Genomic DNA, 23,795 nt, shown 5'->3' with positions numbered 1-23,795 from the left:
AAGAGAAAGTGTTCCTCGTATCCTTCATAATAAAGATTGTTTAACCTTCAATCAGCGATTTTAAAAAACGAAAAAGGCCCACTGTAGAAAATCTACAATGCGCCTAGTCTCCCATAAAAGATACCAAAGAAAAAGCCACTATAGATTTTCATCTATGTGGCGTTAAGTCGAACTTAAAATCCTTAGCCATCATAGATACAAACTTGTTGTCGTTTGCATCCATGAATCATGAATACAAACCTATCTAAAATAGCTAAAGTAATAATTATTCAGTTGTGTGTGCGTACTCTTATTCGTATTCATAAAAATCGCTCCAAACTGATTTAAGATTGAACTTAGTATAGATTTGTTTTTCTAATAAGTCAACCCATTATTTTAATTTTCTGTAAAAAAAGTTTATTTACATTACTTCAGCTACTGTCTCGCTCTCTTCAAATAGCAGGAATAAATCTGCCAACGTCATTCGTTTTTTCTCTTCCCCATGAATATCTTTAATGATCTCTCCCTTTTCCATCACGATCACGCGATCGCCGTAATGTAGAGCATCCTCCATTTTATGGGTGACCATTAAACAGGTGAGGTTTTCTTCTTTGATTCGTTGGTCTGTCAGCAGCATCAATTGTTTGGCTGTTTTAGGATCAAGCGCAGCTGTATGTTCATCTAATAGCAATAAGTCCGGTTTTGTGATCGTCGCCATCAGTAAGCTTAAGGCTTGCCGTTGACCACCAGAAAGAAATCCGGTTGGTGTATCTAAATGGTTTTCTAGTCCATTCCCAACTAATTTACACAATTCGCGATACATCTCTTTCTTTTGATTCAATTGTCGCTGACGTAAGCGTCTTTTTTGTCCGCGTTTTTCAGCTAAACCTAGATTTTCTGCGACTGTTAAGCGTGGTGCCGTCCCCATCTTAGGGTCCTGGAACACGCGAGAAATCGAGGTAGCTCGTTGTTCTTCTGAAAGCTTAGTCAAATCTTTCCCCATAACAGAAACCGTTCCGCTATCTAATTGCAGGCTACCAGAAATACTATTGAAAAGGGTACTTTTCCCAGCGCCATTTCCGCCTAAAACCGTAACAAACTCACCCGGGGCAATCGACAAGTCCACATTGTTTAGAATTTTTCGTTTATCGTTTACACCGTTACTAATTGTTTTGCTGGCTTTTTTTACCTCTAATGCATTCATCCGATCACTCCTCCTTCTCCAAGCCGGTTTTTAAATTCAATGTTTCTTTTAAACGCGGGATCATCAAACACAAAGCCAAAATGATTGAAGAGAAAATCTTCAAGTACGTAGTATCTAATCCAGCTTTGATAATGATCAAGATCAATAGTTGATATATAATACTTCCTAAAACAATAGCCACTAATCGTTCAATAAAGGTTACTTCGCCGTACAGAACTTCCCCGATGATGATCGAAGCTAATCCGATAACGATCACCCCGACACCTTTTCCAATATCCGCATAGCCGTCATTTTGAGCAATAAGCGCTCCTGAAAGTGCAATGACACCATTTGATAGGGTTAAACCGATCACTTTCATGCGATCCGTATTGATACCGATGGAACGAGCCATGTTTTCGTTATCACCGGTGGCGATGTAGGCTTGTCCGAAATCTGTAAAGAAGAAGAACAATAACAAAGCAACGATGATCACAATTGCGATCAAACCTAACAGAACAACATCAAAATGGTCGGGTAAATTTAAATTGGTAAAAAAATCTTGAATCTTCGGCTGTTTTAAAAGAGACAAGTTCGGTGTCTGCATGATAAATAGCATAACTGAGTTCAATCCAGACATCACTAGAATTCCAGCTAAAATGACCGGGATTTTCCCTTTTGTATACAGCATACCGGTAACAAATCCGGCACACATTCCAGCAACGATCCCTAAAAGAGTTGCGAGAATGGGAGACACACCATTCGTGATCGCGGTCACACAAACGGCACCGCCTAATGGAAATGATCCCTCAGTTGTCATATCTGGGAAATTTAAAATTCGGTAGGTCATAAAAATGCCTAAACCTAAAATCCCCCATAAAAATCCTTGTCCTATCGCTGAAATTACCATTTGTCTACTCCCCTTTAACTACTTCTGCTTGTTCTTTGATTTTCTCTGGAATCGTAATTCCTAATTCTTTTGCTTTGTCTTCATTAATGATCATGTCTCCATAATCAATCACATTCACTGGTGTATCGGCTGGTTTTGCTTTGCCGCTTAAAACATCTGCGGCCATTTTTCCAGTTTCCACTCCTAAGTCAAATTGATTTTGTCCTACTGTCGCGATACCGCCTTCTTTTGCCATATTGTCCACCGAAACAAAGACAGGTTTTTTCGCTTTATCGGATTCATTGATCAAAGTCTGGAAGGCACTAGCGATCGTGTTGTCTTGTGGAATATAAAGATAGTCAGTTTCTTGGCAAGCCTGTTGTGTAATCTGTGCAATATCATTGCTTGAGCTGATCGCATATTTTTTTACCGTCAATCCGTCTTTTGTTGCACGTTTTTCCGCCCGCTCAATTTGTGACTTAGAATTTTCTTCAGAAGATGAATAAATCATCCCGACTGTTTTAGCATCGGGGAACATTTCTTTTGCCATATCCAACTGTTGATCTACTGGAGTTAAATTGTTAACCCCTGTCACATTGCCGCCTGGTTTCTTTAAATCGGTGACTAATCCAGCACCAATCGGGTCACTGATTGCTCCCATAATGATCGGTTTATCGCTGGTTGCATTTGCTAGTGCTTTTGCGGCCGGTGTTGCGATACCAACTAGGACGTCAGAATTCTTTTCTAATAGCTGCTGACTCATGCTGTTCAACTTGCTTTGATCGCCTTGACCGTTTAAAAATTCGATTTTGATGTTCTTACCGTCTTCATAGCCTTCTTCCTTTAGTCCTTCAATCACGCCATCCTTGATTTGATCAAGAGATGGATGACTGATAAATTGCAGGATGCCTACTGTCTGCATTTCTTCTTTTTCTTCACTCGCATTCGTCTGGCGCGACCCCATTTGATAAGCGAATACTCCGATTAATACGACAGCTAATGCGATAATTGATCCAATAATTCCTTTATTTTTCATTCTTTATTCCTCCGATTTTTTGTTTTTTGTTCGTAAATGGTAATACTGCGAAGAGCAGAAATGACAAAAAAGACAACTACCCAAAAGTCCACGGTAGTTGTCTTAGAAAAAACAAAAACCGCATAGATGGTCTCTATGCGGGAATAAGCATCAGAAAATATCCAGCATAGATACAAAATTTAGAAGTTGTCTAAACGTTGTATCTATGAGTGAATTCATAAATACAACTTATCTACGCCAGTTTTGCCAGCTATTCAATTGATTAGATAAGTTTGCGTGTCTCATGAATGTCACTCCTTTTTTTATGTTGAGGTTAGTTTATCGGAAATAAAAACAGCTGTCAACTCTTTTTATTAAAAAAAGCTCATTTATTTTATTCGAATTCTCATTTTATTTTTTAAGATCCCACATAGGTAATCGATTCAATTCTGGGATAAACTCATTGTTTAAGTCTTTTAAGCTTTCAACGACAAAGCGATTTTTCTCTTTGCCATTATGGAAAAAAATAAACGTGACTTGACGTGGGTCCAACTGATAGTTCTTGGCAATGGTTTCACTGTCATACACAATTGGGTAATAATAGAATTTGCGATTTAGCATGGTCTGTTGAGTTGGGTCATCAAGAACTGTCATAACATTTTCAAAAGAAGTTCCCTTTGGTTGACTGAACATGATGGAGATCGCTTTGGTATCCTTGATTTTCTGATCAACGGTTTGGTAGTTTAACGGAATCAAGTGATCTGACTTCAAAGAATCAAAGACCAATTCGTCTAATTGATCTTGTCGAATCGTTTTTTGAGCAAAGGCTGCAGAGGCAGAAAAAATGAGCGCAAAAATAACCAAGCTTATGGCGATCATTAAGGAACGACGCTCATTTTCTGAAACAATAATGATAAATTTACGCCAAAAAGTAAGTATTTTATCTTTAGTTTTTGCTAAAAATCGGTCCATGAGTCGCCCTCCTTGCTTATCATTATATTATTTTTCTCTTAAAACCGCTACCATCAAGGACAGATTTTGTTTTTTTCTTTCCTCGATCAGATTTTTCGTGTTCTATATTGGATTGTTAGCGTTTTATTTTAATGCTATTATAATAATGACAACTTAAATTGAGGAGGTTTTTTGATGAGCAGTATTGAACATTTTTCACGTAAAGAGATCACGAAAAGTAATCGTCTATTTTCCAGTATTCGCAGTGTCATCGAGACAGCGTTTTATGGGAATAATGTCACACGTATTCGCCATCTTACAGATGCGTATGCGCTAGCAAAATCAAGCCCAGGAACTATCACTACCGATCTTGATGTCGCTTATACGAGTAGATTGCAGCTGCCGACTGATGCAAAAGTTCTTGTGACAAATGACGGTAAAATTGTTGGACGAACGGCTGCAGCGCGTCGTATTATTGGTCAGCAGGGAATCGATAATGCCTTTTACAGTGAATTGCTGAGAGAAGCCGTCTTCAAAGCACGTTCGAAAAAGTTTTATTCTGGCGAAGTCATTGTGGGGCTGGATGAAGAATTCACTGTTAAATCACATCTAATGGTTCCGGCTGATTATAGTCCAAACCTTTACTCTTATTTACTGAATTTTCAAATTGGTGATGCTAAGCATCTGTTCTATCAACAATCTGATGAGATTCATACAGGAGATATTTTTATCTTTGCTGATCCTGATTGGGAGCATCCTGATTTTCCCGATGGCGTGGTTGTTATTGACCCTCTCCATAATTGCGCTGGAGTGCTAGGGTTACGCTATTTTGGAGAATTGAAAAAAGCGACTTTGACCTTAGCTTGGGCAACCGCTCATCGAAATGGTTTTATCGCCTGTCATGGCGGTATGAAGCAATATTTGCTAGAGGATAAAAAATATACGATGGCGGCATTTGGCTTGTCAGGTTCTGGTAAGTCCACCATCACACTAGCAAAACCTAAAAATAAAGGTGAAGTACATGTTCTTCACGATGATGCTTTTGTCATTTCGAAAAAGAAAGGTTCAACGACTGCTTTGGAGCCAGCCTATTTTGATAAGACTCAAGATTATCCAATGACGAGCGAACAAATAAAATATATAGTAACGGCACAGAATGTTGGCGTTACCTTAGACGAACAAAACAAGAAGGTTCTAGTCACAGAAGATATTCGCAATGGGAATGGCCGCAGTATAAAAAGTCGGTATGCTACACCGAATCGGGTCGATCATATCGCTGAAAAAGTAGATGGCCTTTTCTGGATCATGAAGGATGATAGTCTGCCGCCAGTAATAAAAATCGAAGACCCTTCCCTAGCGGCTGTTTTTGGTGCGACGCTTGCCACGAAACGTTCAACGGCTGAAAATGTTGTTGGTGAAGTTACGGATCAATTAGTGATTGAACCGTTTGCCAACCCTTTCCGCTGCTATCCGTTGCAGGAAGATTATCAAGACTTTAAGGACTTGTTCCAAAAACAAAAAACAGCTTGCTTTATTTTAAATACTGGTGATTTTAAAGGAAGGAAAGTGACACCGGATGAAACCCTCGGCAGTATCGAAAAAATCGTTGATGGAACTGCGGAATTTAAGCCATTCGGCCCTCTGAAAAAAATCAGCTATTTGCCAGTCAAAAAACATGAGCCAGATTTTAACAGCCATCATTACTTGATTCATTTAATGACAAGGCTTGAGACGAGACTCGCCTTTGTTCAATCTCGTAAGACCTATCAGGGTGGCTATGATCGTTTGCCTAATGAAGCAGAACAACTGCTCCTTCAGCTACTTGACGAACTTCATAGTTATAAGGAATCAATAAGCGTTTAAGAGAACAGGGATTACGCCAATGACTTATTTGGTCATTGGCGTTTTTTTGTTTATAATAGATATATTATGAATAGAAATGAGGGATAAAAAATGTCCTTTGATGGAGTTTTTACCCACGCAATGGTCCGAGAGCTGAAAGAACAGCTTGTTTCCGGAAGAATCTCCAAGATTCACCAGCCCTATGAAAATGAAGTTGTCCTAGTGATTCGTGCACGAGGAAAGAATCGACGCTTATTACTTTCAGCCCACCCTAGCTATGCACGTATCCAATTGACAGAGATTGCTTATACGAATCCCGACAATCCACCCAATTTCGTTATGATGCTACGGAAGCATTTGGAAGGAGCAATTTTAGAAGATATTCATCAGGTTGATAACGACCGCGTGGTTCATTTTACTTTTAGTAAGCGAGATGAATTAGGTGACTTGCAAAACATCGTCCTCATTGTAGAATTGATGGGACGTCATTCAACCATCGTCTTACTAAACAAACAAACTGGCAAAATTTTAGATGCGATCAAACATATTGGGCATTCCCAAAATACTTATCGTTCCATTCTGCCTGGCAGTGAATACGTTGAACCGCCTAAACAAGAGCAACTAAATCCTTTCCATGCGTCTAAGGAACAGGTCTTCACCCTTCTGTCTACAGCAGAAACACTGGATAGTCGATATTTACAGCAGAATTTTCAAGGTCTGGGCAGAGATACCGCAGAGGAATTGATCTATCAATTTTCCGAAAGACCTAATGAAAAAATGGCGGTATGGGAGACTTTTTGGCTGAAAATTCAAAAAGAGATTCAGCCGACGTTAGGTGTGAAAAATAACAAAGAATTCTTTGCCCCTCTAGTCTTTGAAACGTTTGATAAAACGGAAACATTCTCTAGTTTGAGTGAGTTGCTCGATGCCTTTTATGGAGAAAAAGCGGAAAAAGATCGGGTTAAACAGCTAGGAAATGATCTGATTCGTAAAGTAGATAATGAAATCAAGCGCAATCAGACCAAACTCGCAAAACGTGAAAAAACGCTGAAGGATTCTGAAAATGCAGAAGAATTTCGTCGTGACGGGGAATTACTGACCACCTTCATGGCACAGGTACCACGAGGTGCTGAAAGTGTTGAGTTAGAAAACTATTATGAAGAGAACACACCCATTACGATTAAGCTGAATCCAGCATTAACACCGAACCAAAATGCGCAGAAATACTTCCAAAAATATCAAAAATTGAAAAACGCAGTCAAACTGATCTACGATCAAATCGCGGAAGCAAAAGATGAGATCGCCTATTTAGAGACTGTCCTATCTCAGTTAGAAATTGCTGGTCCGATGGATATCGAGGTCATCAAGGAGGAACTTGTCGCCAGCGGCTACCTGAAGAAAAAACGCATTAAGAAAAATCGGAAGCAAGCCCCTTCCAAACCTGAACGCTTCGTTGCCAGTGACGGAACAGAAATATTAGTAGGAAAAAATAACCTTCAAAATGATCAACTAACGTTAAAACAAGCACGTAAAACCGATGTTTGGCTTCATGCAAAAAATATTCCAGGCTCTCATGTCATTGTAAAAAGTGAGAATCCTAGTGAAGAAACCCTGCTAGAGGCTGCTGAGTTAGCCGCTTATTTTTCCAAATTCCGGCAATCTGCGCAAGTACCGGTGGATTATGTCGCAGTAAAGTATGTTCATAAGCCGAATGGCGCAAAACCAGGGTTTGTCATCTATGAAAATCAAAAAACATTGTTCGTTACACCAGAGGAAGCGGTCGTTGAGCAATTGCGAAAAAACGGAACAGCCTAGCTTGGCTGCTCCGTTTTCTTTGTTTTCTTCGTTGTAATTTTTACCCCTAAAATCTCTAGGAAAAAATTGAAAATCGGAATACCGACGATCAATCCCCAAACACCTAAGAATTTTTCACTGAACAATAAAATAACGAATGTATAGAATATTGGTAACTTCGTCCGGCTGGACATAAACTTCGGATTCAAAATATACGCTTCAATGCAATGCACTACAACAATTAGGAGCAGTACATAGATGACTGTCTGGAGACCACCTGTTGAATAGGCAATCAACGTTAGCGGAATACAAGAGAAAATTACTCCTGCGACTGGAATCAGACTCAAAAAGAAAATCATAATAGCCAGCGTAGGCAATTGAGTGAAACCAATTAATCCAAGTCCTATGGTCGTAATAACTGTGTTCACTATTGCAATCAATAATTGAACCTCTACGACAACACCAAACGTTTCAACGAATACCTTCGCAAAGTAATACAAGTCTTGGAAAAACCAAGCGTACTCACTACTCAAAAAGTTTCTTGAAAATAGAATTGTTTTCTCCTTTTCTACCATAAAAAAGAAGCTCAAGATGAAGGACATGATAAAGGCAATCGCTAAACGACCAACATTTTGCAATTGTTCAAGTAGAATCCCTGCACCGCTTTCTACCTTATCTTGCCAATTATGATTCTTGAAGTAATTTGAGATAAAGTTGGTTACGACATCTGAATTAAATTCCTTATGCTGATAAAAATGTACGATGGAATTATAGGTTGATACGACTTGATCAATCAGGATTGTCGAGTATTTAGAAACCAATAAATACAATAGCCACAGCTCAATCAAGTAAAGCACTGTAGCCAGTAAGAAAGTTGGTGCCTTGATGTAGCGCTGAATAAATTTGACAATTTTTACAGAGATCAAGGTGAAAATGAATGTCAGTAAAATGGGCGTCATAAAGTCCCTGACTAAAAACAATACTAAGATCACTAACACCAGTACAGTGAACCTGCGCAATCGGGTGTTGTTTAAAAATTTTTCATACATTAGATACCCTCTTATTCTTAATGATATATTTAGTTTCATAAGAAAAAATCGATCTGATATCTTTTCAGAAACTACTGAAAATAATATACCATTAAACTTCATTTTCGGCTTCTAATATACTTAGAGAAGAGGCTTTCGTAAAACAGTGTTCTGTAAGAGGTGTAAAAGTCTACGAATGCACAAGTAACCATCCACCTATTTTCACGGGTGGATGGTTAGTAAATTTGAAACTCCATACAGGATTTGTTTCTTCTGTGTCCAATCATCTGAGTTATCACAAATTCATTCAAAAGTGTTTACTCCATTCACTATCTACTTCTACTCACTTCTGTCTTAACTTGATCTATTTCATTCTGAATCATCTATTCTCTTGAAATCATCTTTTAGCCTAGATTACGAAAAAGGAGCAGCTAAACCTATGAAGACTTGTTTAAATGTCATTCATCAAAAATTTGTCAATATATACCTTCATCTTTTCGTAATCCTTTTGATAAAATAACGTTGCCGGTACTTTAATCATTGGAATATTTTCCTCATTTTCAAATGGCGGACAAGGGTCAGGGACCACTAAATAATCAACAGCCTCTTTGTCCTCAAGGTAGTTAATGGAAACATCATAATCCTCAGAGAAAAACTCTTTCAATTCATTGTAGGTCCGATAGATTGGAAAAGGAAATATCGACATATAATTGACACCCATACTAACAGTTAATACAAAACATAATTTTTTCATGGTGCACCTCCTGTTAAATATAATGATAAATCAATGATTGTTGATTTGTAAACGCTTAGATAGATTGTGAAAGAAAAATTTTATAGATTGAAATTTTAGAATACAGAACCCCTTTCCCTCACTCCCGCGAGTGAAACTGACTGAAAAGATAATAAAAAAAGCATCCAACGATGCTTTTTTTAATCATTAATTCAACCAGTTTTCTGGATCTTTGCGCCATTTCTTCAATAATTCAAGTTGTTCTTGAGTGATGTATTTTTCTTGAAGCGCACTTTCGATCAAAGTAGAATAATTGGTCAAGGTAACTAATGGCATCTCTGCCGCTTCGAAATTATTTTTTCCTTTAGCTAATTCATAAGTGAAGATCGCTGCCACTCCTAGAACATCTGCGCCTTCTCTTTTAGCTGCCGCCGCTGCTTCTAAGACGCTGCCTCCAGTAGAGATTAAGTCTTCAATCACGACCATCTTCTGGCCATCTGTGATGCGTCCTTCGATCTGATTTCCGCGTCCGTGATCTTTGGCTTTGCTGCGAATATAAACCATTGGTAGATCTAAAATCTCAGCGACCCATGCAGCGTGAGGAATTCCTGCTGTTGCTGTTCCTGCGATTACCTCGACATTTGGAAATTCTTCTTTAATTTTTGCTGCTAATCCTTGAGCGATCGCGCGACGAACTTCTGGATAGCTCATCGTTACACGATTGTCACAGTAAATTGGCGATTTTAGTCCGCTTGCCCATGTAAAAGGTTCATCAGGACTTAAGGACACTGCTTCAATTGATAATAAATCTTTGGCGATTTGTTCTGCGATCATCTATGTTTCACCGTTCCATTCTTTTTTGATTTGTAAATAACTTTGATAAGGATCTTCTGCTTGGGTAATCGGTCTTCCAACAACAATATAATTAGAACCAATCTTTCGTGCTTTTTCGGGTGTCATCACGCGTTTTTGATCCCCCACACTGGCTCCTTGCGGACGAATCCCCGGTGTTAAGCAGATAAAATCATTGTTTGTCGCTTCATGGATTTTTTTCACTTCATGTGCCGAGCAAACAACCCCGTTTAGTCCTGCTTTTTCTGTGCACTTTGCATAATGCAAGACACTTTCTTCTAGGCTAACCGAAATTAGCTGATCCTCATGCATTTGCTCTTCACTAGTTGAAGTAAGCTGCGTCACTGCAATCAATTCCGGTACGTTTTGATTCTCTTTTGTTCCCTCGAACAAGCCCTGCTTAGCCGCCTGCATCATTTCTATGCCGCCAGCTGCATGAACATTCGTGATTTTTACACCCATTTTTGCGATTCCGCGCATCGCTTTTTGTACAGTATTAGGGATATCATGAAGCTTCAAATCAAGGAAGATATCATGTCCCTGCAGACGTAAAAATTTAACGATTGCTGGCCCTTCTTGATAGAAAAGCTCCATGCCGATTTTTACGAATAATTTTTCGTCAAGCGGAAAGTGAGTCAAGAATTTCTCGATTTCCTGCTTTGAAGCAAAGTCAAAAGCGATAATCGGTCGTTTTTCCATTAAGACCCTCCCTTTCTCATTTTGATGTATTTATTTTTCTTTGCAGAAAAAATCTGATTTTCGATCCGCATATCATTCAACTAGATTTCTGTCGCTGATCTTGGATAAACGAATCGTTGGATTTCGCTCTATGTTAACCGCGAAAAGTTGAACTGGCAACTTCTTGTCTTAGCTGCTCTAAGGATTCAATTCCCAGCTCCGCCATACGGATTGGCAACTCTTCGATTAGTTTCGGGCAAATATATGGGTCAGTAAAGTTAGCAGTTCCAACTGCGACCGCACTAGCACCTGCCATAAACATTTCCAGCACATCATCCACTGTTTGAACACCGCCCATTCCGATGATCGGCAACTCGCTGACTGCGGCCACTTGATTAATCAGGCGGATCGCTACAGGTTTGATTGCAGGACCTGACAAGCCACCCGTCCGATTCGCCAAAATTGGCTGACGAGTTTTTAGATCAATGCGCATACCCAATAACGTATTGATCATAGTAAAGCCATCTGCTCCGCCTTTTTCAATCGCCTTTGCAATAGGTACGATATCTGTAACATTTGGACTTAGCTTGACATAAACCGGAACCGTCGCCACTTCTTTAACTGCCTTCGTTAAACGATAAGCCACTTCTGGATCTGTTCCAAAAGCAATCCCTCCGTGTTTAACATTTGGACAAGAAATATTTAATTCGATCGCTTTGACGTTAGGAGCATCACCGATTTTGGCGCACACCTCAACATAGTCCTCTTCACAAGCACCTGCTACATTTGCAATGATTGGCAGCTCTTGGTATTTTTCCAAACTCGGTAAAATATCCTTCAGCACGACCTCCATGCCAGGATTTTGCAGACCAATAGCATTCAACATGCCGCTTGGTGTTTCTGCAACTCGAGGTGTCGCGTTTCCAAAGCGTTCTTTGGGCGTGGTTGCCTTGATCATGATGGCGCCTAATTGATTCAAATCGTAATAATCTGCATACTCTTTACCGAATCCAAAGCAGCCGCTTGCCGGCATGATTGGATTTTTCAAGTCTAGTCCTGGTAATTTGACTCCAATACTCATTAAAAGATGACCTCCCCTGCTTGGAAAACGGGACCGTCTTCACATACTTTGACACTTTTATTTTCATCTTCAGGTACATGACAGACACACGCGTAGCATGCGCCCATCCCACAGGCCATACGAGATTCTAGCGAAAGTTGTACATTTCCGACGTTTGAATATAATTGTTCCACTGTTTTTAACAAGCCGTTATTTCCACAGGCAAAGACAGCATCTGGCTGCTTAGACTCTGCCATTAAAAGATTTCCAACATTCCCCTGAACACCAAAGGTTCCGTCATCCGTTGAAAAGTGTGTCTCACCAAGCAGCTGAAATTCCTCGTCATAATAAACGACTTCTTGTGTACCAAAACCTAGAAAGTGTACCACCTTCACGCCTTTTGCTTTTAACTCTTTAGAAAGCTGATACAAAGGTGGAACGCCAATCCCTCCACCGACAACGAATGCTGTATCCCCGGCCTTCAGCTCGTCGATCTCAAAGCCATGACCTAATGGCCCCATGACATCTAGCTTTTCTCCAGCCGACATTTCAGCAAAATATTTCGTTCCATCGCCTTCAACACGATAAATGATCGTACAGGTTCCCGCTTCTTGATCATATTGATTGATGCTGATTGGGCGACGTAATAACAAATCACTTCTCGGTACACGAATATGCAAGAACTGCCCTGGCATAGTCATTTGCTGAACCAATTCTCCAGCTAAAACCAACTCATAGATTCTCGGTGCTAACTCTTGTTGACGAACAATCGTCATCATTTCCTGCTTCATAACGGCCTCCCTATAAATCGACAGAGTGAAGCGTGCTTCACTCTGCAAAAATTAAATTTCTTGAATTGAAAACGCCCGTGATTCCATCACTCGTAAAATTGCGTCCGCTGTGTCTAGTGAGGTGAACAACGGTACGCCATGCTCAACGGCCTCACGACGAATGATAAAGCCGTCTTCTGACGCGTTTTGGCGATTTTTATCCATGGTATTGATTACAACCTGTGCTTCACCGCTGCGAATCAAATCAATGACATTGTTTTCGTCTGATTCGGAAATTTTGGCGATTGTTTTTGCGTTTAAACCATTTTCTTCTAAGAATTTAGCGGTGCCTGCGGTAGCACTTAAGCTATAGCCCACATCTTTGAAGCGTTTCGCTAAGTCTAAGGCCTCTTCTTTGTTTTCGTCCGCTACTGTAAATAAGACAGCGCCGAAATCAGGTAAGTGTAAGCCTGCCGCAGCAAAAGCTTTATAAAGAGCTTTTGCCAAACTTCGATCAGTTCCCATGACTTCACCAGTGGACTTCATTTCAGGTCCTAAGTAAGTATCAACCTTCTGTAATTTCGTGAAGCTGAAGACTGGTGCTTTGACATGTACCATCTCGCTTTCAGGATACAATCCGTCTTGATAGCCTAATTCCTTCAAGCTTTGACCAAGGATGGCTTTCGTTGCGATTTGAGCCATCGGAATATTTGTAATTTTACTTAAGAATGGTACTGTACGGCTAGCACGCGGATTCACTTCGATCACAAAGACTTCATCGTTGTGGATGACGAATTGAATATTCATCATACCGATACAGTTCATACCAAGTGCTAGACGACGAGTATAATCTTCGATGGTCGCCTTCAACTCATCTGAAAAAGTTTGCGGTGGATAGACGGCCATTGAATCGCCAGAGTGAACCCCAGCACGTTCGATATGTTCCATAATCCCTGGAATCAGAACCGTTTCACCGTCACAAATCGCATCGACTTCACATTCTTTTCCGATTAAGTAGCGATCCACTAAAACTGGGTGCTCAGGTGAGGCTTTCACAGCATTCGCCATGTAATCTTCTAAGTCTGATTGATTCTCAACGATTTCCATTGCTCGTCCACCTAGTACATAGCTTGGACGTACTAAAACTGGGTAGCCGATTTTTTCAGCGATCTTCACTGCTTCTTCAGCACTTGTCGCCGTGTCACCTGGCGGCTGAGGAATTGATAAGCTTTGAAGAACTTGCTCGAATTGATCTCGGTCTTCTGCTCGGTCCAAGTCCTCGATAGTTGTCCCTAGAATTTTGACACCGTTGTTTACGAGCGGCTCTGCTAAGTTAATCGCCGTTTGTCCGCCAAATTGGACGATAACACCAATTGGCTGCTCCAACTCCACAACATTCATTACGTCTTCTAGCGTCAAGGGTTCGAAGTACAGCTTGTCTGAAACTGAGAAATCTGTTGAAACTGTCTCAGGGTTGCTGTTCATAATGATCGCTTCGTAGCCAGCTGCTTGAATGGCTTTTACTGAATGGACTGTCGCGTAATCAAACTCCACTCCTTGTCCGATTCGAATGGGACCTGATCCTAGAACTAGGACTGATTCCTTATCCGAACGAACACTTTCATTTTCGAACTCGTATGTGCTGTAGAAGTAAGGCGTTTGTGATTCAAACTCAGCTGCACAGGTATCAACCATTTTATACACTGGAACAATCTTTTCAGCGATTCGGAAATCGCGAACTTCTGTCGCAGTCATGTTCCAAAGCTGGGCGATTTTCACATCGGCAAAGCCATTTTGTTTTGCTTGCTTCAGCAGGTCTATGTCCTTCTTATTTTTCGCTAATGCCGTTTCAAGCTCAACCACATGGAGCAGTTTGTCTAAGAAGAACAAATCAACTTTAGTCAGCTCATTGATTTCTTCGATGGAATAGCCGCGGCGAATTGCTTCGGTTAAGTAGAACAGTCGATCATCCTGGGCTTTCACCATTTTTTCTGTCAACTCATCGTCGGTAACGTCGCTTAATTCTGGTAATTCCGCGTGATAGGTTCCGATTTCCAATGAACGAACAGCCTTCAACAAGGATTCTTCAATGTTACGACCGATCGCCATGACTTCCCCTGTGGCTTTCATTTGTGTACCGAGCACTCGTTCGCCGCTTTCGAACTTATCGAAAGGCCAGCGAGGAATCTTTGCAACTACGTAATCTAATGCTGGTTCGAATTCTGCGTAGGTCGTTTCAGTTACTGGATTTTTCATTTCATCCAAAGTCAAGCCTACCGCGATTTTTGCCGCAAGCTTCGCGATTGGATAACCGGTGGCTTTACTTGCTAAAGCAGATGAACGAGAAACCCGCGGGTTCACTTCGATGACATAATAGTTGAAGCTATGTGGATCGAGCGCTAGCTGCACGTTACAGCCGCCTTCGATTTTCAATGCGCGAATGATCGATAATGACGCATCTCGCAGCATTTGATATTCATAATCCGACAAGGTTTGACTTGGTGCAAAGACGATCGAATCACCAGTATGAACCCCCACTGGGTCGAAGTTTTCCATATTACAAACGACGATTGCATTATCTGCGGAGTCTCTCATTACTTCGTATTCAATTTCTTTAAAGCCAGCGATTGATTTTTCAATCAAGCATTGAGTGGCTGGGGAAAGTTTTAAGCCATTTTCAGCGACTGTCCGAAGTTCTTCTTCATTGTCGCACATACCGCCGCCGGTTCCGCCTAAAGTAAAGGCTGGACGCACGATGATCGGATAGCCGATCGTATTGGCGAATGCCACTGCCTCTTCGACTGTGTTGACAATCTCAGATTCAGGAATTGGCTGGTTCAATTCTTCCATCAGCTGTTTGAACAAGTCGCGATCTTCCGCTTGATCAATTGCCGATAATTTTGTTCCTAGTAATTCGATCTTCAATTCATCTAAAATGCCTGAATCGGCTAATTCCATCGCCATGTTCAAGCCTGTTTGTCCGCCAAGTGTTGGCAGAATCGCATCTGGCAGTTCCTTGCGCAGGATGCGGGAAACAAATTCTAAAGTAATGGGCTCGATATAAACGGTATCCGCGATTTCTTGGTCGGTCATGATCGTCGCAGGGTTTGAATTCACTAAGACAACTTCATAGCCTTCCTCTTTTAACGCTAAGCAAGCTTGTGTGCCGGCGTAATCAAATTCCGCGGCTTGTCCGATCACGATCGGTCCAGAACCGATCACCATGATCTTTTTAATATCTGTACGTTTTGGCATTTATGCTTGCTCCTTCCATGCATCCATCATTTCCATAAATTCGTCAAATAGGTGAACCCCATCATGAGGACCTGGTGCAGCGTCTGGATGATACTGCACGCTGAAAGCTGGATAATTGCGGTGTCGAACACCTTCAATGGTTCCATCATTGACCTCTACGTGTGTAACCATTAATTTCTCTGGATCGATCGTTGCTTCATCGACTGCAAAACCATGGTTCTGTGAGGTGAAGTCGATTCGTCCTGTTGCGATTTCTCGTACTGGATGATTCAATCCGCGATGGCCAAATTTCATCTTGTAAGTATCCGCGCCATTTGCTAATGAGAACAGCTGGTGACCAAGACAGATGCCAAAGATCGGAACCTTTCCTTGAATTTGCTTGATCATTTCGATTGCCTCTGGAACATCTTTTGGATCGCCAGGGCCATTCGTCAGCATGACACCGTCAGGACAAAGATCCAAGATTGTTTGCGCATCCGTGTTGTAAGGCATCACCGTCAAATTACATTCGCGACGTGATAGTTCCCGCAGGATACTATGTTTTAGACCGAAGTCAATGACTACTACATTGCGTCCAACACCTGGGCTGGGATAAGGCGTCACTGTTGAGACTTGTGCAACCTGATTGGTCGGTAAGACGGTCGCTTTTAGTTGATCAAAGGAGTGCTCGAATTGATCGGCTGGGTCTACGATACTGCCTTTCATTGTTCCCACACTGCGTAATTTTTTTGTTAAAGCTCGTGTATCGATCCCGGCAATACCAGGAATGCCTTTACGTTTCAAAAATTCATCAAGAGTCATTTGATTCCGCCAGTTGCTAGCTAATCGTGCATGCTCTTTAACGATTACGCCCTTACAGGTCGGCGCAATTGACTCATAGTCATCACGATTGACTCCGTAATTTCCCACCATTGGATAGGTGAATGTGATAATTTGTCCATTGAAACTTTGATCGGTAATGGTTTCCTGATAGCCTGTCATACTTGTTGTGAAGACAACTTCACCTACGACATTCGCTTCAGCGCCAAAGCCTTCCCCTTCAAATACCGTGCCATCTTCTAAAATTAAAAGTCTTTTCAACGTTTTAGTCCTCCTTGTTGTATACCAACTGACCATCCACGAAGGTCATCAGTGTCGCACCCTTGACTGACCAGCCAGTGAAAGGTGTATTCACTCCTAGTGATGCAAATTTTTTATCATCAATTTTTTCTTCATGATTTAGATCAAATACCGCGATATCCGCTGGCTGACCGATATTTAAGGTGCCAACAGCTAATCCGAAGATTTCCGCAGGCTTAACTGCCATCCAATCAATCACTTGTTCTAATGTAAAGCGTCCTGTTTCAACAAAGTGAGTGTAAATCAATTGGAAAGCTGTCTCACTGCCGACGATCCCGAATGGCGATTTCAAAAAGCTTTGGTTCTTTTCTTCAAAGCCGTGTGGGGCATGATCCGTGGCGATGCAATCAATGGTTCCATCAAGCAGTCCTTCAATCAAAGCTTCACGGTCTTCAACTCCCCGCAGTGGCGGATTCATCTTCCAATACCCGTGATCCTCAGGGATATTTTCATCGACTAAGATCAAATGATGTGGAGATACTTCAGCGGTCACATGTACGCCAGCTTTTTTTGCATCTCGGATCACACGAACACTTTCTTTCGTAGATACGTGACACACGTGATAATGAACACCTGTTTCTTCCGCTAGGATCAAATCTCTTGCGATTTGTGAGGACTCTGTTGCACTTAAGATACCAGGTAGATCCAGCTTCTCACTGATTTCTCCTTTGTGCATTACCCCGCCGAATAATAAGGATTCATCTTCTGTGTGGGCAACCAATGCCATATTGTTTTCTGCTGCTTCCTTCATTGCTAGATACATGGTTCCTGCTGTCTGTACACCCACTCCGTCATTGGTAAAGGCGAAGGCCCCTGCGGCTTTCAGACCTTTTTGATCGGTCAAGGTCTCGCTGCGAAGCTCTTCTGTAATCGGAGCGTATTGGTGAACTTTTACCACAGCATCCTTTTCAATGATTGCTTTTACATCGTTAAACTTTTCTACTGTATCAGGAACTGGGTTAAGGTTAGGCATTGCGCAAACGGTAGTATAGCCGCCGCGAGCCGCTGCTTTTGAACCATCCTTGATTGTTTCTTTATAAGTAAAGCCGGGTTCTCTTAAATGGACATGAACATCAACTAAACCTGGTGTAATCAACTGATTGTTTGCGTCGTATGTTTGATCAAACGTGATGTTCGAAAAATCTTTCCCGATTCCAGCGATAATCCCATCTTCCAGCCAAAGATCGCAGGCCATTGTTTGATTGTCTTTTGTTACGATCTTGCCATTTTTAATTAATGTTTTCATTTTATCTGCCCCTTTACGATTTTCCTCTTAGTACTGCTTCTAAAATTGCCATCCGAATAAATACGCCATTGGTCATTTGTGGTACGATTCGTGACTGTAAGCTTTCAACTAAACTATCTGCAATTTCCACATCGCGATTCACTGGTGCGGGATGCATGATGATGGCTTTCTCCTTGAGCTGCTTGCCTCGTTGGATCGTCAAGCCGTACTTCTCGTGATACTCTTCTTTCGAGAAACTTTCCTGACCGTCATGCCGTTCGTGCTGTACACGCAAAAGCATCATGACATCGACTTCTGGTACAAGCTCATCCAATGGACGATAAGTGCCGTAAACGTCGAAGCTTTCGTCATACCACTCCTCCGGACCAGAGAAGAAAACTTCTGCGCCAAGTCGCTTCAACATTTGCATATTTGATTTAGCAACTCGCGAGTGCGTGATATCTCCTGCGATCGCCACCTTCAATCCGGCAAAACGTCCAAACTCCTGATAAATTGTCATTAGGTCGAGCAGACATTGTGTTGGATGCTGTCCGCTGCCGTCTCCACCGTTTACAATCGAGCATTGGATCGTTTTACTTTGGATTAATTCATCATAGTAGTTTTCATCCCCATGTCGGATGACTGCCACATCCACCCCTAAAGCAGACATCGTCAAGACAGTGTCGTACAAGGTTTCACCCTTTTGAACCGAGCTAGTTTTGGCGTCAAAGTCAATTACATCTAGTCCGAGTTTTTTCTCAGCGACTTCAAAGCTCTTATGGGTCCGGGTACTGTTTTCAAAGAAAAGATTAGAGACAAAATATTGGTCCTTGTACGGCGTCCATCGCGCCCCTTGCTTGAATTGCTGCGCTCTTCGAATGAGTCCCATCACTTCTTGATCGGTCAATGCTTCGACTGTCAATAAATGCTTCAGACTAATTTCTTCAGACTGGATGATCATGAAATTTCCTCCTATTCAAAACGTTCGCTTGTTTTTTAGTTGTATCTCATTGATTTCCCGTGCAATGCATGAGGGTCAATCAATTCCTATTATTTTTCACTACGTGCTTTCTCGGGCAAGATCAGATTCAGGATGATACCTAAGACAGTCGCTAAGGCCATCGCTGATAAAGTAAACGTTCCTGCTTCAAAAACCAATCCGCCGATACCGATAACTAGAATGGTTGAAGCAATCAACAGATTCTTTTTGCGGTCAAAATCGATTTTGTTTTCGATTAGAATTTTTAGACCACTGGCAGCAATTACGCCGAACAAGATGAAGCTGATGCCAGAGATTACTGGCCCAGGAATACTTAGAATTAACGCACTTAGCTTACCTACAAAGCCTAGCAAGACTGCGAAGACCGCTGCGCCGCCGATAACGAACACGCTGTGAACCCGTGTGATAGCAAGTACGCCGATATTTTCACCGTAACTAGTTACAGGTGGTCCGCCGACAAAGCCGGCAACGATTTGAGCCAAGCCGTCGCCCATTAATGTCCGATCCAATCCAGGATCTTCGAAAAAGTTTCGTTTCGTTAGTTTATTCAATACCATTAAGTGTCCAATGTGTTCTGTCATCGTTACAAAAGCAATCGGCGCCATGGTGGTGATCGCGTTAACGTACAGTTTTGGCTGGTAGCTGACAAATGGCACGCTGAAAGCAGGCATCGCCAGCCATTTAGCATCAATAATTGGTTGATAGTCGATGATGCCGAATATCATGGCTGTGACATAGCCGCCGATGATCCCCAGTAAGATAGGAATCAGTCCTAAGAAACCAGTGAAGAACATGTTGAAGAATATCGTTAAAGCCAAGGTAATCAAAGCAACCATTACATATTTAAAGCTGTACTCACCATTGTTATACATTGCATTTTGAGCCGCGTTACTGGCTAAACCTAGCCCGATGACCATAACCACTGGTCCAACGACAATCGGCGGTAAGATTTTATCCAACCAGCCAGAGCCGATCTTTCGAATAATGAAGGAAACAATTAAGTAAACCAAACCGCAGGTCAGTGCGCCTTGCGCAACTGCTGGGTAGCCATCGCTCTTCATCAATAGCTTCATCGCCGCGATAAAAGCGAAGCTGCTTCCTAGATAGGCGGGTATTTTCCCCTTTGTAACAGTCAGGTATACCAAGGTTCCTAAACCTGAACTTACTAAAGCGATACTTGGATTAATGCCGACTAGAATCGGTACTAAAACGGTCGCGCCGAACATCGTGAATAAATGTTGAATACTTAATCCGACCCAGTGACCTGCACTTGGGCGGTCGTGAATATCTAAAACAACGTCATCATTGTGAAACTCTGCCATGAAACTTCCTCTTTCTAGTGTCTAAACAGTGATTATTTTTCGTCTTCTTTTTGAATCAAGATGCGATCTTGTCCATCGTTTTCTTCCATTTCAACGACGATTTCTTCTGTTAAGGCCGTCGGGATATTTTTCCCAACGTAGTCTGCACGGATCGGTAGTTCACGATGCCCGCGGTCTACTAAGACTGCTAAAGAGATGCGGTTAGGACGACCTAAGTCAATCACAGCATCTAGCGCTGCACGAATCGTTCTGCCGGTGAACAATACATCGTCAACTAAGATCACTTCTTTTCCTTCGATCGAGAATGGAATGTCTGAAGAATGTAACTCCGGTTCCGCTTCTGATACCTTCACGTCATCACGATACAAAGTGATATCTAATTCTCCCACCGGTACCTCGATGTGTTCTAATTGTTTTAGGCGTTCTGCGATTCGTTGAGCGATGAAGATACCGCGTGTTTTAATCCCGATCAAGACAATATCCTGAACCCCTTTATTTCTTTCGATGATTTCGTAAGTGATTCGAGTTAACGCTCGTTTCATTGTTACCTCATCTACTACCTCTTTTTTATACATCCTGTCTCCTCCTTATTCGTTTTAAATGAAATCATTTTTCAGGAAAAACTAGTTCAATTCGAATGTCGTATACCCTTCAACTAAAATGTCTACTCGGAGGATCAGCTCAGCTTCTAAAAACTGGCGTTCCTCTTGAAGAAGTAAAAGGTGAATTAACATCCTATTTTTACAATAAAAAAACTCCTACCCGTAGTTAGGTAGGAGGAATGTTATCGACTTCGTCAAAATGATAGTGTTCACCTAGGCGCACCTAGTCCAAACCACTATCTACTTCCTTCTTAGCCTCACGGGACTACTCTTAAAGGATCAATATTAAGTTATTTATTTCTTGCTAAAGACACTATACTATTCCTTAATTAAGAAATCAATCTTTTTCTTTCAACTGCTTCAAAGTTTTTTTGAAGATCTCTGGTAACGGTGCTTCAAAGACCATCATTTCACCAGTTGTCGGATGTTCAAAGCCTAGTAATTTCGCGTGAAGAAACTGACCGTTTCCCTTTAATGTTTTTTTCGGTCCATACAATGGATCGCCTGCTACTGGATAACCAATGTATTGCATGTGTACTCTGATTTGATGCGTTCGCCCAGTTTCAAGCTGCAGCTCGATCAAGGTATACCCTTCAAAACGCTTCAATACTTCAAAATGTGTCACCGCTGGTTTTCCATCTTCGATCACTGCCTGCATCTTACGATTGACCTTTGAGCGGCCGATCGGTGCTTCAATTCGACCTTTTTCATGAGGAATCTCACCATGAACCAGCGCCACGTATTTCCGCAAAGAGGTCTTATCCTTGAGCTGCTTCGCTAACGCTTCGTGGGCTTGGTCATTTTTTGCTACCATCAGCAATCCGGAAGTGTCCTTATCAATGCGGTGCACGATCCCCGGTCGAACCACATCGTTGATAGTAGACAGATTTTTAATTTGATACAATAAGCCGTTGACCAAAGTTCCTTGAGAATGTCCAGCAGACGGATGAACCACCATGCCTTGAGGTTTGTTTACGATGACCACATCCTCGTCTTCATAAACGATATCTAACTCAAGATTTTCTGGCACGAGATCCAGTTCTTCCGGTTCTGGAATCTCGATCAAGATTTTATCCCCAGCATTAACCTTATAGTTTGCCTTGATCACTTTTCCATCAATTGATACATGCTGTTCCTTGATCCATTGCTGAATTTGTGAACGAGAATAGTCTGCTAAGCGATCATTTAAAACCTTATCGATTCGACCTGTTTCATTTTTTACGATTATTTCAATTTGATTATCCATTTTTCTTGTCTCTCTCATCTAATAGAATATAAATAAAGATCATGATTACTCCCGCTACCAAAGCCATGTCAGCGATATTAAAGATCGGAAAGTTAATAAAATCTAACCGAAACATATCTACGACATACCCCAAACGAAAGCGATCAATGAAGTTTCCAATGGCACCGGCCAAAAAGAAACTTAAGCCTAAAGTCAACCACTTGCTCTCATGCAGATGCTTTACTAAATAATAAACAACAGCAACCACTGCCACTATAGTAATGATGATAAAAAAGATTTGCTGTCCTTCAAATAAGCTAAAGGCACCACCCGTATTCCGAATGTGCGTCAGTGATAAAATATTTGGAATAATGGTTTGGCTATCGCCAAAATTGTATTGGTTGACGATCCACCATTTGAACCATTGATCCAGTGCGACGATTCCCGCACTAATAAGTAAGTAAATGCCTAACAAAACTATTGCTCCCCTTCTTGACTAAAAATATCTCTTGGACGGATAATCCCCAGCAGATTTCCATCTGAATTGCCGTTTTTCGTAATTAGAAGCGCTTCTAGAACCGCTTCTGTTTGAAACATTTTCTCCGCTTCAGATACCGTTGTATCTCCAGCAATAAACTTAAAATTCGCCCGTTTTCCGTTTGCCAACAATAAATCTTCGGCTACTAACCCCTTAAGACTGACAGAACCATTCAAACTTGCTTGAGCGAAATAGAACCCGATGGTACGCAGAGTGATCAAGCCCATGAATTTTCCTGAATCATAGACGGGAAATTGAGAAAACCGCTTCTCTGTAATGATCTTCATCAGTTCGACTAATGGCAAATCACGTTCAAAGCCAGTAACCTTTTTACCAAAGCGAGGCAGCACTTTTTCTGGCCTTAGTAGCTGCTCCTCAATTTTTTTAATCCGATCAACCGCCCACTCATTAGGTTCCGCGATTACAAAATCGTCCGCGACTTGATCATGGACGATTGCATTTCTCAACTGTGCCAATTGGAGCAAATCATTTTCACTGTCTCCAATCAAATTATCATGGCGTTTTGATAGACGGCGCACGGCTTCACTGAAACTCATGTTAACGGGATTCCCCAACTGACGTTTCAATTCCTTCTCAATCCGATTAAATGCACTTAAAAAAATATCTGCTCGTTCTCCCATTCCGTCTCTCCTTGTTTTGAAAGAATACACCTTTTCTTAACTTTAGTAAAAATCCGATAGCTTCAGTATAAGTGAAAAAAAGCGGGATGAAAAGCCT

General features: G+C 41.4%; 21 protein-coding genes. 2 read left to right on the top strand and 19 right to left on the bottom strand.

Annotation, left to right across the window (positions count from 1 at the left end):
* Nucleotides 1-400 precede the first annotated feature (400 nt).
* From J9537_RS07720 to J9537_RS07705, 4 genes are all read right to left on the bottom strand, one after another.
* Nucleotides 401-1,183, bottom strand: a complete 783-nt coding sequence (locus J9537_RS07720) for an ABC transporter ATP-binding protein (RefSeq protein WP_218255510.1) — start codon at nt 1,181-1,183, stop codon at nt 401-403.
* A gap of 4 nt (nt 1,184-1,187) precedes the next feature.
* Nucleotides 1,188-2,069, bottom strand: a complete 882-nt coding sequence (locus J9537_RS07715; RefSeq protein ID WP_218255508.1) for an ABC transporter permease — start codon at nt 2,067-2,069, stop codon at nt 1,188-1,190.
* A gap of 4 nt (nt 2,070-2,073) precedes the next feature.
* Nucleotides 2,074-3,084 (bottom strand): tryptophan ABC transporter substrate-binding protein, encoded by a 1,011-nt coding sequence (trpX, locus tag J9537_RS07710; protein WP_010744840.1) that lies wholly within the window; start codon nt 3,082-3,084, stop codon nt 2,074-2,076.
* 390 nt (nt 3,085-3,474) lie between these two features.
* Complete coding sequence (locus J9537_RS07705) at nt 3,475-4,035, bottom strand: hypothetical protein (protein ID WP_218255506.1); 561 nt, start codon at nt 4,033-4,035, stop codon at nt 3,475-3,477.
* Between the two features lie 174 nt (nt 4,036-4,209).
* On the opposite strand from J9537_RS07705, the gene J9537_RS07700 reads away from it, so the two are divergent.
* A complete protein-coding gene (locus J9537_RS07700) occupies nt 4,210-5,877 on the top strand; it encodes a phosphoenolpyruvate carboxykinase (ATP) (RefSeq protein ID WP_010744838.1) in 1,668 nt (555 codons plus the stop codon).
* Nucleotides 5,878-5,967: 90 nt separating this feature from the next.
* Nucleotides 5,968-7,671 carry a fibronectin-binding protein EfbA gene (gene efbA, locus J9537_RS07695; RefSeq protein WP_218255505.1) on the top strand — a complete coding sequence of 568 codons (1,704 nt, stop codon included), beginning with the start codon at nt 5,968-5,970 and terminating at the stop codon, nt 7,669-7,671.
* Here efbA and J9537_RS07690 read toward each other — a convergent pair.
* The 15 genes from J9537_RS07690 to J9537_RS07620 all read right to left on the bottom strand — a co-directional run bounded on the left by J9537_RS07690 (nt 7,668) and on the right by J9537_RS07620 (nt 23,698).
* Nucleotides 7,668-8,699 carry an AI-2E family transporter gene (locus J9537_RS07690; protein WP_218255504.1) on the bottom strand — a complete coding sequence of 344 codons (1,032 nt, stop codon included), beginning with the start codon at nt 8,697-8,699 and terminating at the stop codon, nt 7,668-7,670. The genes efbA and J9537_RS07690 overlap by 4 nt on opposite strands.
* A gap of 430 nt (nt 8,700-9,129) precedes the next feature.
* Nucleotides 9,130-9,432: a hypothetical protein gene (locus J9537_RS07685; protein WP_218255502.1), complete on the bottom strand. Its 303-nt coding sequence runs from the start codon at nt 9,430-9,432 to the stop codon at nt 9,130-9,132.
* Between the two features lie 186 nt (nt 9,433-9,618).
* Nucleotides 9,619-10,245 carry an orotate phosphoribosyltransferase gene (pyrE, locus tag J9537_RS07680; protein ID WP_218255500.1) on the bottom strand — a complete coding sequence of 209 codons (627 nt, stop codon included), beginning with the start codon at nt 10,243-10,245 and terminating at the stop codon, nt 9,619-9,621.
* Nucleotides 10,246-10,962 carry an orotidine-5'-phosphate decarboxylase gene (gene pyrF, locus J9537_RS07675; RefSeq protein ID WP_218255498.1) on the bottom strand — a complete coding sequence of 239 codons (717 nt, stop codon included), beginning with the start codon at nt 10,960-10,962 and terminating at the stop codon, nt 10,246-10,248.
* A 133-nt stretch (nt 10,963-11,095) separates the two neighbouring features.
* A complete protein-coding gene (locus J9537_RS07670) occupies nt 11,096-12,022 on the bottom strand; it encodes a dihydroorotate dehydrogenase (RefSeq protein ID WP_218255496.1) in 927 nt (308 codons plus the stop codon).
* A complete protein-coding gene (locus tag J9537_RS07665; protein ID WP_425333179.1) occupies nt 12,022-12,810 on the bottom strand; it encodes a dihydroorotate dehydrogenase electron transfer subunit in 789 nt (262 codons plus the stop codon). The genes J9537_RS07670 and J9537_RS07665 overlap by 1 nt, the downstream gene beginning before the upstream one ends.
* A 33-nt stretch (nt 12,811-12,843) precedes the next feature.
* Entirely contained in the window at nt 12,844-16,026 is a 3,183-nt protein-coding gene (gene carB, locus J9537_RS07660) for a carbamoyl-phosphate synthase large subunit (RefSeq protein WP_218255492.1), read from the bottom strand.
* Nucleotides 16,027-17,106, bottom strand: coding sequence for a carbamoyl phosphate synthase small subunit (locus J9537_RS07655; RefSeq protein ID WP_010744830.1), 1,080 nt, complete (start codon nt 17,104-17,106; stop codon nt 16,027-16,029).
* Nucleotides 17,107-17,110: 4 nt separating this feature from the next.
* Nucleotides 17,111-18,391, bottom strand: a complete 1,281-nt coding sequence (locus tag J9537_RS07650; protein ID WP_218255490.1) for a dihydroorotase — start codon at nt 18,389-18,391, stop codon at nt 17,111-17,113.
* A 13-nt stretch (nt 18,392-18,404) separates the two neighbouring features.
* A complete protein-coding gene (locus J9537_RS07645) occupies nt 18,405-19,331 on the bottom strand; it encodes an aspartate carbamoyltransferase catalytic subunit (RefSeq protein ID WP_218255488.1) in 927 nt (308 codons plus the stop codon).
* An 89-nt stretch (nt 19,332-19,420) separates the two neighbouring features.
* Nucleotides 19,421-20,692, bottom strand: a complete 1,272-nt coding sequence (locus tag J9537_RS07640) for a solute carrier family 23 protein (RefSeq protein WP_218255486.1) — start codon at nt 20,690-20,692, stop codon at nt 19,421-19,423.
* A gap of 32 nt (nt 20,693-20,724) precedes the next feature.
* Entirely contained in the window at nt 20,725-21,267 is a 543-nt protein-coding gene (pyrR, locus tag J9537_RS07635) for a bifunctional pyr operon transcriptional regulator/uracil phosphoribosyltransferase PyrR (protein WP_010744826.1), read from the bottom strand.
* Between the two features lie 364 nt (nt 21,268-21,631).
* Nucleotides 21,632-22,540, bottom strand: a complete 909-nt coding sequence (locus J9537_RS07630) for an RluA family pseudouridine synthase (RefSeq protein WP_218255484.1) — start codon at nt 22,538-22,540, stop codon at nt 21,632-21,634.
* Nucleotides 22,533-22,994 carry a signal peptidase II gene (gene lspA / locus J9537_RS07625; protein ID WP_218255482.1) on the bottom strand — a complete coding sequence of 154 codons (462 nt, stop codon included), beginning with the start codon at nt 22,992-22,994 and terminating at the stop codon, nt 22,533-22,535. The genes J9537_RS07630 and lspA overlap by 8 nt, the downstream gene beginning before the upstream one ends.
* Before the next feature lie 2 nt (nt 22,995-22,996).
* Nucleotides 22,997-23,698, bottom strand: a complete 702-nt coding sequence (locus J9537_RS07620) for a CBS domain-containing protein (protein WP_010744823.1) — start codon at nt 23,696-23,698, stop codon at nt 22,997-22,999.
* Nucleotides 23,699-23,795: the final 97 nt, after the last annotated feature.

Source organism: Enterococcus raffinosus, from assembly GCF_019175485.1.
GTDB lineage: Bacteria > Bacillota > Bacilli > Lactobacillales > Enterococcaceae > Enterococcus_A > Enterococcus_A raffinosus.
This window is presented reverse-complemented; position numbering and strand designations above follow the sequence as displayed.